This is a genomic window from Bordetella bronchialis, from assembly GCF_001676705.1.
Taxonomy (GTDB): Bacteria; Pseudomonadota; Gammaproteobacteria; order Burkholderiales; family Burkholderiaceae_B; genus Bordetella_C; species Bordetella_C bronchialis.
The window spans coordinates 3855135-3867943 of sequence record NZ_CP016170.1 but is presented as its reverse complement, the minus strand read 5'-3'; the positions used below and the strand labels follow the sequence as shown (position 1 = coordinate 3867943).

The 12809-nt window shown below is 67.7% G+C and carries 13 protein-coding genes; 11 read left to right on the top strand and 2 right to left on the bottom strand.

The window, feature by feature from the left end; translation table 11 throughout:
* Nucleotides 1-28: 28 nt before the first annotated feature.
* Together BAU06_RS17065 and BAU06_RS17060 are read right to left on the bottom strand one after the other, a co-directional pair.
* The gene (locus BAU06_RS17065) at nucleotides 29-676 is read right to left on the bottom strand and encodes a flavin reductase family protein (RefSeq protein WP_066352559.1); all 648 of its coding nucleotides are present in this window, start codon (nucleotides 674-676) and stop codon (nucleotides 29-31) included.
* Between the two features lie 43 nt (nucleotides 677-719).
* Entirely contained in the window at nucleotides 720-1706 is a 987-nt protein-coding gene (locus BAU06_RS17060; protein ID WP_066352556.1) for a tripartite tricarboxylate transporter substrate binding protein, read from the bottom strand.
* A gap of 202 nt (nucleotides 1707-1908) precedes the next feature.
* Here BAU06_RS17060 and BAU06_RS17055 point away from each other — a divergent pair, with 202 nt between their 5' ends.
* The 11 genes from BAU06_RS17055 to BAU06_RS17005 all read left to right on the top strand — a co-directional run bounded on the left by BAU06_RS17055 (nucleotide 1909) and on the right by BAU06_RS17005 (nucleotide 12808).
* On the top strand, nucleotides 1909-2625 hold the full coding sequence (locus BAU06_RS17055) for an SDR family oxidoreductase (RefSeq protein ID WP_066352552.1): 717 nt from the start codon (nucleotides 1909-1911) through the stop codon (nucleotides 2623-2625).
* Between the two features lie 85 nt (nucleotides 2626-2710).
* Nucleotides 2711-4075 carry a DNA repair protein RadA gene (gene radA / locus BAU06_RS17050; RefSeq protein WP_066352546.1) on the top strand — a complete coding sequence of 455 codons (1365 nt, stop codon included), beginning with the start codon at nucleotides 2711-2713 and terminating at the stop codon, nucleotides 4073-4075.
* A 244-nt stretch (nucleotides 4076-4319) separates the two neighbouring features.
* Nucleotides 4320-4523, top strand: a complete 204-nt coding sequence (locus tag BAU06_RS17045) for a hypothetical protein (protein WP_066352544.1) — start codon at nucleotides 4320-4322, stop codon at nucleotides 4521-4523.
* Nucleotides 4524-4730: 207 nt separating this feature from the next.
* On the top strand, nucleotides 4731-7193 hold the full coding sequence (locus tag BAU06_RS17040; protein ID WP_066359253.1) for an ABC transporter permease: 2463 nt from the start codon (nucleotides 4731-4733) through the stop codon (nucleotides 7191-7193).
* Nucleotides 7190-7618, top strand: coding sequence for a group II truncated hemoglobin (locus BAU06_RS17035; protein WP_066352541.1), 429 nt, complete (start codon nucleotides 7190-7192; stop codon nucleotides 7616-7618). Before BAU06_RS17040 ends, BAU06_RS17035 begins: the two co-directional genes overlap by 4 nt.
* Nucleotides 7608-8327, top strand: coding sequence for a 3-deoxy-D-manno-octulosonic acid kinase (locus BAU06_RS17030; RefSeq protein WP_415834916.1), 720 nt, complete (start codon nucleotides 7608-7610; stop codon nucleotides 8325-8327). Before BAU06_RS17035 ends, BAU06_RS17030 begins: the two co-directional genes overlap by 11 nt.
* 168 nt (nucleotides 8328-8495) lie before the next feature.
* Nucleotides 8496-9596, top strand: coding sequence for a polyamine ABC transporter substrate-binding protein (locus BAU06_RS17025; protein WP_066352536.1), 1101 nt, complete (start codon nucleotides 8496-8498; stop codon nucleotides 9594-9596).
* A 5-nt stretch (nucleotides 9597-9601) separates the two neighbouring features.
* On the top strand, nucleotides 9602-10729 hold the full coding sequence (locus tag BAU06_RS17020) for an ABC transporter ATP-binding protein (protein WP_066352531.1): 1128 nt from the start codon (nucleotides 9602-9604) through the stop codon (nucleotides 10727-10729).
* Nucleotides 10726-11646: an ABC transporter permease subunit gene (locus tag BAU06_RS17015; protein ID WP_066352529.1), complete on the top strand. Its 921-nt coding sequence runs from the start codon at nucleotides 10726-10728 to the stop codon at nucleotides 11644-11646. The genes BAU06_RS17020 and BAU06_RS17015 overlap by 4 nt, the downstream gene beginning before the upstream one ends.
* Nucleotides 11643-12455, top strand: coding sequence for an ABC transporter permease subunit (locus BAU06_RS17010; protein ID WP_066352527.1), 813 nt, complete (start codon nucleotides 11643-11645; stop codon nucleotides 12453-12455). Before BAU06_RS17015 ends, BAU06_RS17010 begins: the two co-directional genes overlap by 4 nt.
* Nucleotides 12452-12808, top strand: coding sequence for an arsenate reductase (locus BAU06_RS17005; RefSeq protein WP_066352524.1), 357 nt, complete (start codon nucleotides 12452-12454; stop codon nucleotides 12806-12808). Before BAU06_RS17010 ends, BAU06_RS17005 begins: the two co-directional genes overlap by 4 nt.
* Nucleotide 12809: the final 1 nt, after the last annotated feature.

Sequence of the window (12809 nt, the reverse complement as noted above, 5' to 3'; positions counted from 1 at the left end):
CTCCAGGAAAATTATTCGTGTCCCGCGCTCATCGGTGTCCCTGCGCCGGCCGTACCGTCGGATCCCCGGCGGCATCGGGCGCCGGCATCTGGAACAGCTCGCTGGTGCGGGTGTACCAGCCCGCGCCATGCATGCGGCCCAGCAGCTCCAGCGACGGGGTATCCACATGGAATCTGCGGTGGTCCAGGATGGCCTGGTCGCGCAGATACATCGCCACGACGCGGGCCAGTACGATAACGCGTTGCGGCGCGGCTTCCAGTACCTGCCATACCGTGCATTCCAGCGCCGCCGGGCTCTGGGCTATGCGGGGCGGCCGCACGCGCAGCGAAGGCTCCGTCGTCAATCCCGCGCGCGCCAGTTCGTCGACATCGGCGATGTAGTCCAGGCTGGTGTGGTTCATCTGTTGCGCCAGGGCCGCCGACGCCACATTGACGACGAACTCGCGTGTCGCCAGGATATTGCGCGAGGTGTCCTTCAACTGGCCGTTGCGCGGCCCGATACCCAGGGCCACGATGGGGGGATCGCTGCTGACCACGTTGAAGAAGGAAAACGGCGCGGCGTTCAGGCATCCCTCGGCCGAAAGGCTGACGACCCAGGCGATGGGCCGGGGCACCACCACGCTGGAGAGCAACTTGAAGGCGTCGGCCGAGGCCAGTTCGGTGAAATCGAAGTTCATGCGGTGATGGCCGCGGACTGGCAATGCGGCATGGTGAGCGTCGTCATTTCGCCAGCAGCCCCAGCCGCCCCAGCAAGGCTTGCATGTCGGCGCGGTCTTTTTCCACATAGGCGCGCGCCTGGCCGGGGGCAAGCGCCATCAGCTCGATGGCCTGATCCTGCATGACCCTGCGGTAGTCGGGGTCGTCGTTCACCTCGCGCACCGCGTCGCTCAAGCGCTGTACCACCGCCGGCGGCGTGCCGGCGGGCGCGGCCAGGCTGTACCACGTCGCCGCTTGCGCGCCATGCACGCCGGCCTCGTCCAGCGTCGGCACCTGCGGCAGCAGCGGCGAGCGGCGATCCGCGGCATAGGCGAGCGGCACCAGGCGGCCCTGGCGGATGAACGGCAGGCTGGCGGAAAGATTCAGCATCACCATGTCGAGCTGGCCGCCCACCGCATCGTTGACGGCCGGCGAGGCACCCGGGTAGGGGATGTGATTCAGCTGGATGTGGGCCGCCTGCTGGAACAACTCCGCGCCAAGATGCGTGGCGCCGCCGACGCCGGCCGAGCCGTAGCTGAGCTTGCCGGGCGCGGCCTGGGCGCGCGCGATCAATTCGGCCACCGTCCCGATGCCGCGCGCCGGGTTCACGGCCAGCATGATGGGCTGCACCGCCACGACCGAGGCGAACGTGAAGTCGGCGACGCCGTCGTAGGCGGTTTTCTGCATCAGCGGCGTCACCACATGGCCGGCCGAAGTCCCCAGCAGCAGGGTATAGCCGTCGGCCTTGGCGCGCGCCACGAAAGCCGTGCCGATGGAGGCGCCGCCGCCCGGCTTGTTCTCCACCACCACCGGCTGGCCCAGGCGTTTTTCCAGCCCGCGCGCCAGGCTGCGGGCCACGATGTCCGCCGGCCCGCCGGCGGCGTAGGGGTTTACCAGAGTGATCGGGCGGGTCGGGTAGGCGGCCGGGGCGCCGCCGGCGGCGGCATGCGGCGGCAAGGCGGCGGCCGTCGCGATCGCGGCCAGCAGCGCCAGCGCACGGGCTGTTCGCACATTGCCTCCCTTATTTTTGCTGTTGTCGTGATGGCTGCATGGTACGGAGCGGGACGCGGGCGAGCTATGCCCACGCCGGCAAATCAGGTATGCAGGGCCGCCGCGCGGCGCCGGTGTATGACACGAAAACCAAGACAGACCGCCATGGTTGGTGGTTTACTCTGGTGGTTTGCAGTAAGCAGGACGTAGTCGAGGGTAGATCATGAAAGATAAATGCGTGCTCGTAACGGGCGCCACCAAGGGAATCGGCTGGGCATTGACGCGCCGCCTGGCCGATATGGGATGCCACGTGGTCGGCATCGCGCGGCACACCAGCGATGTGGACTTTCCGGGCTATCTCTATGCCTGCGACCTTTCCGACGCCGGCAAGACCGAGGAAACCCTGCGCGAAATCCGCGACAAGTTCCCGGTGGACGCGGTCGTCAACAACGTCGGCCTGGTATTGCCGCAGCCCCTGGGCAGCATCGAGCTCGCCACGCTGTACAACGTGCTGGACCTGAATGTCCGCGTCGCCGTACAAGTGGCGCAGGCCTTCGTCGAATCGATGAAAGTGCGCCGCGCCGGCCGCATCGTCAATGTCGTCAGCCGCGCCATCCATGGCGGCTACGACCGCACCAGCTATTCGGCCGCCAAGAACGCGCTGGTCGGCTGTACCCGTACCTGGGCGCTGGAGTTGGCCGAGTACGGCATTACGGTCAACGCCGTTGCGCCGGGCCCCATCGAAACCGAACTCTTCCGCGCCAGCCGGCCGGTGGGCAGCGATGCGGAAAAGCGCATCCTGTCCTCCATCCCCATGAAGCGCATCGGTTCGCCGGCCGATGTGGCGGCCGCCATCGCCTTCCTGCTATCCGACGACGCCGGCTACATCACCGGCCAGGTCCTGGCCGTGGACGGCGGCGGCAGCATCGCGGGCCGCTAGGCTCGCTCTACCAGGCAAGGCCCGCCGCGCGCCGCGGACGCAGGCCCGGATCCGCCCGGGAGCGCCTTGCCGGTACACTGCCGGGATGGCCAAATCCCGAACCGTCTACGTGTGCGCCGAATGCGGCGGCACCAGTCCGAAGTGGCAGGGCAAATGCCCGCACTGCGGCGCCTGGAACACCCTGGAAGAAACCCTGGAAGCGGCCCCCGCGGCGGCGGCGCATCGCTACGCGCCGCTGGCCGCTTCCAGCCCCGTGCGCAGCCTTGCCGAAATCGAGGCGCGCGAAGTGCCGCGCCAGCCCACCGGACTGGAGGAGTTCGACCGTGTCCTGGGCGGCGGCCTGGTGGCCGGCGCCGTCGTGCTCATAGGCGGCGACCCCGGCATCGGCAAGTCCACCCTGCTGCTGCAGGCCCTGGCATCGCTATCGGAAAGCGCCAAGGTCCTGTACGTCACGGGTGAGGAATCGGCCGAACAAGTGGCGCTGCGCGCGCGGCGGCTGGGCCTGCCCACCGGCAACGTGGACCTGCTGGCGGAGATCCGCCTGGAAGCCATACAGGCGGCGGTCAGCGAGCAGAAACCGGTGGTGGCCGTCATCGACTCCATCCAGACGCTGTACAGCGGCGAGCTCACCGCCGCGCCCGGCTCGGTTTCGCAAGTGCGGGAGTGCGCGGCGCAGTTGACGCGCCTGGCCAAGCAGACGGGCATCGCCATCGTCATGATCGGCCACGTCACCAAGGATGGCGCGCTGGCCGGGCCGCGCGTTCTCGAACACATCGTCGACACGGTGCTGTATTTCGAAGGCGACACCCATTCGTCCTTCCGCCTGGTGCGCGCCTTCAAGAACCGTTTCGGCGCTGTGAACGAACTGGGCGTGTTCGCCATGACGGATCGCGGCCTGCGCGGCGTGGCCAATCCTTCCGCGCTGTTTCTGTCCCAGCACGACCGCCAGGTCGCGGGCTCCTGCGTGATGGCGACCCAGGAGGGCACACGGCCGCTGCTGGTCGAAATCCAGGCGCTGGTCGACGGCGTGCAGGGCGCCAATCCGCGCCGCCTTACCGTCGGCTTGGAAGGCAACCGCCTGGCCATGCTGCTGGCGGTGCTGCACCGGCACGCCGGTGTCGTCACCGCCGACCAGGATGTCTTCGTCAACGCCGTGGGCGGCGTGCGCATTACCGAGCCCGCCGCCGACCTGCCCGTGCTGCTCGCCATCATGTCGTCCCTGCGCGACCGGCCCTTGCCGCGGGGCCTCGTCGCCTTCGGCGAAGTCGGCCTGGCCGGCGAAATACGCCCGGCGCCGCGCGGCCAGGAGCGCTTGCGCGAAGCGGCCAAGCTGGGATTCAGCGTCGCCTTGATACCGAAGGCCAACGCGCCGCGCCAGCCCATCGAGGGCCTGGAGGTATGGGCCGTCGATCGGCTGGAACACGCGCTGGACAAACTGAAGAACGCCTGAGGGCTCGCGCGCGATGACGCTGTGTGCGCGACGCTTAAGCTTCGCGATGGCGGATTGAAAGCGATTGGAAGGAAAGCCGGGGATCGGACGCCCCGACTATTTCCAAATCGCAGATCATGCAAATTTTTTTGCGGCCCATGAAACCTTCGCAAGGGTGCTTGCTCCAAGGCTGTACGGGATTCACGGCAAGACGCCGTGCCCGTGGGATGAGGCCACGTGGCCTTGCTTAATCTGGAGTTTTCAAATGACCAACCGCTCCCGTATTGCTGCTTTTTTGTCCGCGTCCGCACTGTGCCTGGGCCTGACCGCCGCGCCGGCTGTTTTCGCCGCCGAAGCCGGTACGACCGCCAAGCCGGCCAAGACGACCACCCACAAGCACAAGGCCAAGTCCGGCGCGAAGGCGAAGAAGTCGGCCATGCCCGCCACGCCTGCCACGCCGGCCAAGTAAGCCGGGGCAGGCACGTCCCCAGGGCGAAGCTCCCGCAAGGGAGTTTCGCCTTTTTTTCGCCATCCGGACCGGGCTTCGCGCGACGAGGCAAGCCAACTGTCAGGTTACGATACGGCCATGCACGATACCTCCGCCCCCCGCCTGGGCGCCGCCGTCCCGGCGGGCGCATCCATCGGCCCCATTCCCGCCGTGCGCCTGGGCGCGCGCATGCTGCTGCGCGATTGGCGCTCCGGTGAACTGCGGCTCCTGCTGATCGCCCTGGTCGTCGCGGTCGCCGCCGTGACCAGCGTGGGCTTCCTGGCCGATCGTGTCGGCCGTGCGCTCGAACGCGACGCCGCCCAGATGCTGGGCGGGGACATCGTGCTGGACGCGGACGAGCCCATTCCGCCCGCCTTCGAAAACCAGGCGCGCGACCGGGGCCTGAGCCTGGTACATACCTATCAGTTTCCCTCCATGGCGTCGGCGGGGCAGGGCGCCCAGCTGGTTTCCCTCAAGGCAGTGGAAGACGGCTACCCGCTGCGCGGCAGCCTGCGCACCGCCGCCGGTCCGGCCGCCGCGGAAAGCCCCACCCGCGGCATACCCGAAGCGGGCACCGTGTGGGTCGACCCGCAACTGCTGGCGGCCCTGGGCGTGAAGATGGGTGACTCCATCGCGTTGGGCGACAGCCGGTTCCGCATCGCGCGCGTCGTCACTTACGAGCCCGACCGCGGCATGTCCTTCGTCAACATGTCGCCGCGCGTGCTGATGCGCGCCGATGAATTGCCGGCGACGGGGCTGCTCGCGCCGGGCAGCCGCGTCGATTACGGCCTGCTGGCGGCCGGCGCGCCGCAGTCCGTGTCCTCCTATATGGAATGGCTTGGGCCGCGCCTGCAGCGCGGGCAGAAAATCGCCACGGTGGAATCCGGCCGGCCGGAGATCCGCCGCGTGCTGGACCGCGCGCAGCGCTTTCTGTCCCTGGTGGCGCTGCTCGCGGTCCTGATTTCGGCGGTGGCCGTGGCGCTGGCCGCCACGCGCTTCATGCTGCGCCATCGCGACGGCATCGCCGTGATGCGCTGCATGGGCGCTACCCAGCAGCAGGTTACGCGGATGTTGTCCGCCGAATTCGTGCTGGTCGGCCTGTCCGGCTCCATCCTGGGCGGGCTGGCGGGCTATCTGGGGCATCTGGTCCTGATGGCCATGCTGGGCCGCATGGTCGGGGTGGACCTGCCCGCGCCGTCCGCCATCCCCGCCGCCCAGGGCCTGGTGACCGGCTTGTGGCTGCTGCTGGGCTTCGCCCTGCCTTCGCTGGCGCAACTGCGCCATGTGCCGCCCGCGCGCGTCCTGCGGCGCGACGCCGGTGGGGTGCGCATGGGCAGCGTCCTGGGCTATGCGGTGGGCGCGGCCGGTTTCGCGCTGCTGATCTGGTGGTTCGCGGGAGACGCCCGATTGGGGGCCGTCATCGCCGGCGGTTTCCTCGGCGCCTTCGCGGCCTTCGCGCTGGTGGCCTGGTTGTGCGTGCAGGCGCTGGCGCGCTTGCGCCATGGCGTGGCCGGCATGCCGGCGCTGCGCTTTGCCCTGGCCGGTGTCGTGCGGCGCCGCGCCGCCACCATCACCCAGGTGTGCGCGCTTTCCATCGGGCTGATGGCGCTGTTGTTGCTGGCCATGACCCGCACCGATCTTATCGCCGGCTGGCAGCGTACGCTGCCGCCCGACGCCCCCAACCGGTTCCTGATCAATATCCAGCCCGACCAGCGCGCGGCCGTCGCGCAGACGCTGGCTGGCGCCGGCGTGGGCGACGTCACGCTGTTCCCGATGGTCCGCGGCCGCCTCGTGGCCGTGAACGGCCGCGCGGTATCGTCGGCCGACTACACCGACGAGCGCGCGCGGCGCCTGGTGGATCGCGAATTCAACCTTTCGTACAGCGACCGCATGCCGTCCTACAACACCCTGGCAGCAGGCCAATGGATGCCTCCCGACTCGCGCGAGGTGTCCATGGAGTCCGGCATCTCACAGACGCTGGGCCTGCACATGGGGGACAAGCTCACCTTCGACATCGCCGGCCAGCCGGTGGATGTCACCGTGACCAGCATGCGTGGGGTGGACTGGGACACCATGCGGGCCAACTTCTTCGCCATGCTGTCGCCCAGCGTGCTGGCCGACGCGCCGCAGAGCTGGATCACGTCTTTCCGCCTGCCCGCGGGGCAGCCGGAGCTGTTGCCCCGTCTGGTACAGCGCTTTCCCAACCTGACCGTCTTCGACGTCGATGCCATTCTGCGCCAGTTGCAGGATGTGCTCGACCAGGTCGCGCGGGCGGTGCAACTGCTGTTCGGTTTCACCCTGGCGGCGGGCGTGCTGGTGCTGACCGCGGCGCTGGCCGCCACGCGCGATGAACGCGTGCGCGAGGCCGCCGTCCTGCGGGCGCTGGGCGCCACCCGGCAACAACTGGCGCGCGCGCAGCGCATCGAGCTGCTGGCCGTGGGCGGACTGGCGGGCGCCCTGGGGGCGGCCGGCGCCGGCGCGGTCGCCTGGGCGCTGTCGCGCCGCGTATTCGATTTCGATATCACTTTCAGCCTGTGGCCCTGGGTGGCCGGCATCGCCGCGGGCATGCTGGCCGCCTGGGCGGGCGGGGCGCTGGCCCTGCGCGGCGTCCTGCGCACCCCGCCCCTGGTCACGCTCCGGGAAGCCCTATGACTACCACCACGCGGGTCGAACCCATTTTCGAACCCCTGGACCACACTCGCACCATCTTCGAACAACTGGGCGGCGAAGAGGCCGTGCGGGCCCTGGTCAACCGGTTCTACGATCTGATGGACATGGACGCCGACCTGGCGGCCCTGCGCGCCGCGCACGGCCCCAGCCTGGACTCGGCACGCGAAAAACTCTTCCTGTTTCTTTGCGGCTATTTCGGCGGTCCGGACTACTACGTGCAACGCTACGGACACCCGCGCCTGCGCGCGCGCCATCTGCCGTTCTCCATCGGCGAGGCCGAACGCGACCAGTGGGTGGCCTGCATGGGGCGCGCCATGCAGGACATGAATGTGCCGCCGCCCTTGATGGACCGCCTCCTGCATGCCTTCTATGGCACCGCGGACTGGATGCGAAATCGTGCCGGTTGACGATCGCCGCATGGCCTGGGATGGCGAAAGGCCCGGCGCGATGTGCTACGACGCCGCGCGTATCGCGCAGCCGGCCCCCGCGCTTTTCGACCCCGCCTTCTACGGTACGGCGGCCCAGCCGGTGCAGCAGGGCGGGCGCCAGGCGGCCTGGTTCGTGGACGGCGAGTTCGGCAGCGGTGTCCTGCGGCACTACCGGCGCGGCGGCCTGGTCGCCCGTTTGAGCCGCCAGCGCTACGTCTGGCTGGGGGAAGCCCGCACGCGCTGCTTCATGGAATTCCAACTGCTGGAGTCCCTGTCCGCGCAGGGCCTGCCCGTACCGGCCCCGCTGGCCGCCGCCTATTGGCGGGTGGGACCGCTGGCGTATGAAGCCGCCATCCTGGTGGCGCGCCTGCCTGACGTGCGTCCCCTGGCCGGCGTCCTGGACCAGCCCGTCTGGGACGTGGCCGCCGAGGCGATCGCCCGCATGCACCAGGCCGGCGTCTGGCATGCGGACCTGAACGCCTACAACATCCTGCTCGATGCCCGCGGCAAGGCCTGGATCATCGATTTCGACCGGGGACGCCAGGGCGGGGTGTCGGACGCGGGCAAGCGGCGCAATATCGAACGGCTGCGCCGGTCGCTGGAAAAGGTCGGGGGGGCGGCGGGCCTGGCGTTTTTCGAAAAGCTGGACCAGTCCTACCGCGAGCGGATGGCCCGGGCGCCGGCCTGACTGCCGGGGGAAAACGAATTATCATTTTGCCTTTGCGCGCGGGCAGCCCCCGCTTGCCGGGGCGGCCTGCCGCCGGCAGGCGGGCCTGCCGCGCCTGCGAGCGGCAGCCTGGCGACGGTCCGGCACACCCTCATCAACGCAAATCTTCTCGGCAAGGGGCTCTGGGATATGGGTATCAACGCGGGTGTGCGCGTCGCGGCGGCGGTGCTGGCGGCGCTGGCGCTGTCGGCGGCCAAGGCGCAGGAAAACGTCGTCAACGTCTATAACTGGGCCGAATACACCGCGCCGGACACGATTCCGGGCTTCGAACGCGAAACCGGCATCAAGGTGCGCTATGACACCTACGACAACAACGACACGCTGCAAGCCAAGCTGCTGACCGGCAAGTCCGGCTACGACGTCGTCGTGCCTTCGACGCACTATGCCTCGCGCCAGCTGCAGGGCGGCCTGTTCCAGCCGCTGGACAAGTCCAAGATGCCCAACCTGCAGTACCTGGACCCGGAGGTCATGGCCCTGGTCGCCCAGGTGGACCCCGGCAACAAGTACTTCGTGCCCTGGGGCTACGGCACCAACGGGCTCGGCTACAACGTCACCAAGGTCCAGCAGATCATGGGCAAGGACGCGCCGCTGAACAGCTGGGACATGCTGTTCAAGCCCGAGAACGCCGCCAAGCTGAAGGACTGCGGCATTTCCGTGCTGGACGAGGCGGCCCAGGTCTTTCCGGCCGTGCTGCATTACATCGGCAAGGATCCCAACAGCAGCAATCCCGACGACTACAAGGCCGCCTTCGAGGTCCTGAAGAAAATCCGGCCGTACATCCGCCAGTTCAGCTCGTCGGGCTATATCGACGAAATGGCGTCCGGCGACCTCTGCATGGTGTACGGCTTTTCCGGCGACGTCATGATCGCCCGCGACCGCGCCCGGCAGAACAAGCAGACCTTCGACGTCAATTACTTCATCCCGCAGGGCGGGGCGCCCGCCTGGTTCGACGTCATGGCCGTGCCCAAGGATGCGCCCCATCCCGAAAACGCCATGAAGTTCATCAACTACATCGAGACGCCGCAGGTGCACGCCGCGATCACCAACAAGATGTTCTATCCCAACGCCAATAAGGAAGCGCGCAAGTACGTGGTGAAGGACGTCGCGGACAATCCCATGATCTACCCGCCCGCCGAGGTGTCCAAGACGCTGTACGTCATCAAGGCGCAACCCATCAACATCCTGCGCCTGCAAACCCGTATGTGGGCTGAACTGAAGTCCGGGCGATAAGCATCATGAACGACAGCCGTTACGCGGCCCCTCACGCGACGGATGCCGACGAGATCGTTCGCGTTTCCGACTTGGTGAAAATCTTTGGCGACACGGTCGCCGTCCGTTCGGTGAACCTGTCGGTGCGCCGCAACGAGCTCTTCGCGCTGCTGGGAAGTTCCGGCTGCGGCAAGTCCACGCTGCTGCGCATGCTGGCGGGCTTCGAGGAAGCCACGTCGGGGCAGATCCTGCTGGATGGCGAGGACATCACCGACGTGCCGCCGTACCGGCGGCCCGTCAACATGATGTTCCAGTCCTACGCGCTGTTTCCGCACATGTCGGTAGAGGCCAATGTCGCCTTCGGCCTGAAGCAGGAAGGCGTGGACCGCGCGGAAATCCACGATCGCGTGTTCGAGGCGCTGAACCTGGTGCAGATGGCCGGCTATTCGCGGCGCAAGCCGCACCAGCTGTCCGGCGGCCAGCAGCAGCGCGTCGCGCTGGCCCGCAGCCTGGTCAAGCGCCCCAAGCTGCTGCTGCTGGACGAGCCCATGTCGGCGCTGGACAAGCAGATCCGGCAGGCCACGCAGATCGAGCTGGTGCGCATCCTGGAACAGGTCGGCGTCACCTGCATCATGGTCACCCATGACCAGGAAGAGGCCATGACCATGGCGCACCGGCTGGCGGTCATGACCGAAGGCCAGATCGTGCAGATCGGCAGCCCGCAGGACGTCTACGAATTTCCCAATTCGCGCTTCGTCGCGGGCTTCATCGGCAGCACCAATCTGTTCCCGGGCACCATCGTGGTGGACGAGCCCGACCACGTCGCCATCGAATCGGACCAGCTGTCGCGCCAGCTGTACGTCAGCCATGGCGTCAGCGAGCCGCTGGGCATGCAGGTCTACGTATCGATCCGCCCCGAGCGCATCGTGGTTTCCCGCGAACAGCCCGAAAGCATTTACAACTGGGCGCACGGCGTGGTCATGCACATGGCATGGATGGGCGGTTACGCGCGCTACCACATCCGCCTGGATTCGGGCATGACGGTCGAGGCCACCGTGCCGCGCCGCGTCTTCGCGCAGGACGACGCGCCGGCCATCCACGAGGAAGTCTACGTGGTGTGGGACGCCGACAGCGCGACGGTGCTGCCTTCATGAACGCCGCGCCGCTGCGTCGCCTGCTGCCTTCCCCGCGGGCTTTGGCCATCGTGCCGCCGTTCGCCTGGCTGGCGCTGTTCCTGCTGGTGCCTTTCCTGCTGGTGCTCAAGATCAGCTTCGCCGACCTGCAATTCGGCGTGCCGCCCTACACGCCGCTGCTGGAGCTCAAGGACGAGGCGCTGAACTTCAGCCTGCACCTGCGCGGCTACGCGCTGCTGTTCACCGACAGCCTGTACCTGGCCACCTACCTGAGCTCGGTGAAAATCGCGGCCATCAGCACGCTGTGCTGCATCCTGATCGGCTATCCCATGGCCTACTACATCGCCCGCTCGGCGCCGGCCACGCGCAACCTGCTGCTGCTCGGGGTGATCCTGCCGTTCTGGACCTCGCTGCTGCTGCGGGTGTATGCGTGGGTGGGCATCCTGCGCAACGACGGCCTGCTCAACAAGCTGCTGCTGGGCCTGGGCATCATTTCGCAGCCGCTGGAAATCTACCGCACCGACCTGGCGGTCTATATCGGCATGGTGTATTCCTATCTGCCGTTCTTCATCCTGCCGCTGTACGCCAACCTGGTCAAAATGGACCTGCGCCTGCTGGAGGCCGCCTACGACCTGGGCGCCAGGCCCTGGCAGGCGTTCTGGCAGATCACCGTCCCCTTGTCCCGGCCCGGCGTCATCGCCGGCGCCATGCTGGTATTCATTCCGGCCGTGGGCGAATACGTCATCCCGGAAATGCTGGGCGGCGCGAATACCCTGATGATGGGCCGCGTCATGTGGAGCGAGTTCTTCAACAATGCCGACTGGCCGATGGCCGCGGCGGTCACCTGCGTGATGGTCCTGCTGCTGCTGGTACCGCTGGCGCTGTTCCAGTACAACCAGGTCAAACAGGTCGAACCCGGCCGGGAGGCCCGCGAATGAAAGGGCCTCATCGCGGCATGCGGGCGCTGGCCCTGGGCCTGGGCTTCGCCTTCCTGTACATCCCCATCCTGAGCCTGGTGGTGTTCTCGTTCAACGATTCGCCCCTGGTGACGTCGTGGTCGGGCTTTTCCTTCAAGTGGTACGGTTCGCTGCTGCAGGACGACGCCTTGCTCAGCGCGGCCTGGCTGTCCTTCCGGGTCGCGGCGCTGGCCGCCACGGCCGCCACCGTCATCGGCACCTGGGCCGGCTACGTCCTGGCCCGCATGGGGCGCTTCCGCGGCTTTTCCCTGTACATCGGCATGCTCAGCGCGCCGCTGGTCATTCCGGAGGTCGTCATCGGCATCTCCCTGCTGCTGATGTTCGTCGAGGTCCGCACCGCCATCGGCTGGCCGGAGAACGGCATCTTCACGATCTGGGTCGGGCATACGACCTTCTGCATGGCCTTCGTCGCGGTGATCATCCAATCGCGCGTGCGAGACCTGGACCGCTCGCTGGAGGAAGCCGCGCTTGATCTGGGCGCCACGCCGCTGAAGGTGTTCTTCGCCATCACGCTGCCGCTGATCGCGCCCGCGCTGGCATCGGCATGGCTGCTGTCCTTCACCCTGTCGCTGGACGACGTGATCCTGTCATCCTTTCTTTCCGGGCCCGGCTACACCACGCTGCCGATCGAAGTCTTCTCGCGCGTGCGCCTGGGCCTGAAGCCGGAGGTCAACGCGCTCGCGGCCATTTTCATCCTGATCGTCGGCGTATGCGTCGTGGTGGCCAACCGCCTGCAGCGCCGCGCGGAAAACCGGGGAGTCAACACGTGAACCAGACCGTCCTGTACGGACTCAAGCAATGCAGTACCTGCGTCAAGGCGCGCGCGTGGCTGGACGAACATGGCGTCAAGCACCAGTTCGTCGACTACCGCGACAACCCCGTTCCGCCCGCCACGCTCAAGCAATGGGCCGAGCAGGTGGGCGGCTGGGAAAAACTGGTGAATCGCACCTCCATGACCTGGCGCGCGCTGCCGGAAGCCCGCAAGGCGGCCGCCGGCGACGCCCAGTGGCAGGCCCTGATCGCGGAATATCCCGCCCTGGTCCGCCGCCCGGTGACCGTCACGCCCGATGGCGTGGCAACGGTGGGCTTTTCGGAAAAACGCTATACCGAACGCTTTGCCTGAC

Excerpts from the sequence above, each read along its gene's own strand:
- BAU06_RS17015 (WP_066352529.1), top strand. The coding sequence starts at position 10,726 with ATGAACGCCGCGCCGCTGCGTCGCCTGCTGCCTTCCCCGCGGGCTTTG.
- BAU06_RS17065 (WP_066352559.1), bottom strand. The coding sequence starts at position 676 with ATGAACTTCGATTTCACCGAACTGGCCTCGGCCGACGCCTTCAAGTTG.
- BAU06_RS17040 (WP_066359253.1), top strand. The coding sequence starts at position 4,731 with ATGCTGCTGCGCGATTGGCGCTCCGGTGAACTGCGGCTCCTGCTGATC.
- BAU06_RS17025 (WP_066352536.1), top strand. The coding sequence starts at position 8,496 with ATGGGTATCAACGCGGGTGTGCGCGTCGCGGCGGCGGTGCTGGCGGCG.
- BAU06_RS17055 (WP_066352552.1), top strand. The coding sequence starts at position 1,909 with ATGAAAGATAAATGCGTGCTCGTAACGGGCGCCACCAAGGGAATCGGC.
- BAU06_RS17020 (WP_066352531.1), top strand. The coding sequence starts at position 9,602 with ATGAACGACAGCCGTTACGCGGCCCCTCACGCGACGGATGCCGACGAG.
- BAU06_RS17010 (WP_066352527.1), top strand. The coding sequence starts at position 11,643 with ATGAAAGGGCCTCATCGCGGCATGCGGGCGCTGGCCCTGGGCCTGGGC.
- BAU06_RS17045 (WP_066352544.1), top strand. The coding sequence starts at position 4,320 with ATGACCAACCGCTCCCGTATTGCTGCTTTTTTGTCCGCGTCCGCACTG.
- BAU06_RS17035 (WP_066352541.1), top strand. The coding sequence starts at position 7,190 with ATGACTACCACCACGCGGGTCGAACCCATTTTCGAACCCCTGGACCAC.
- radA (WP_066352546.1), top strand. The coding sequence starts at position 2,711 with ATGGCCAAATCCCGAACCGTCTACGTGTGCGCCGAATGCGGCGGCACC.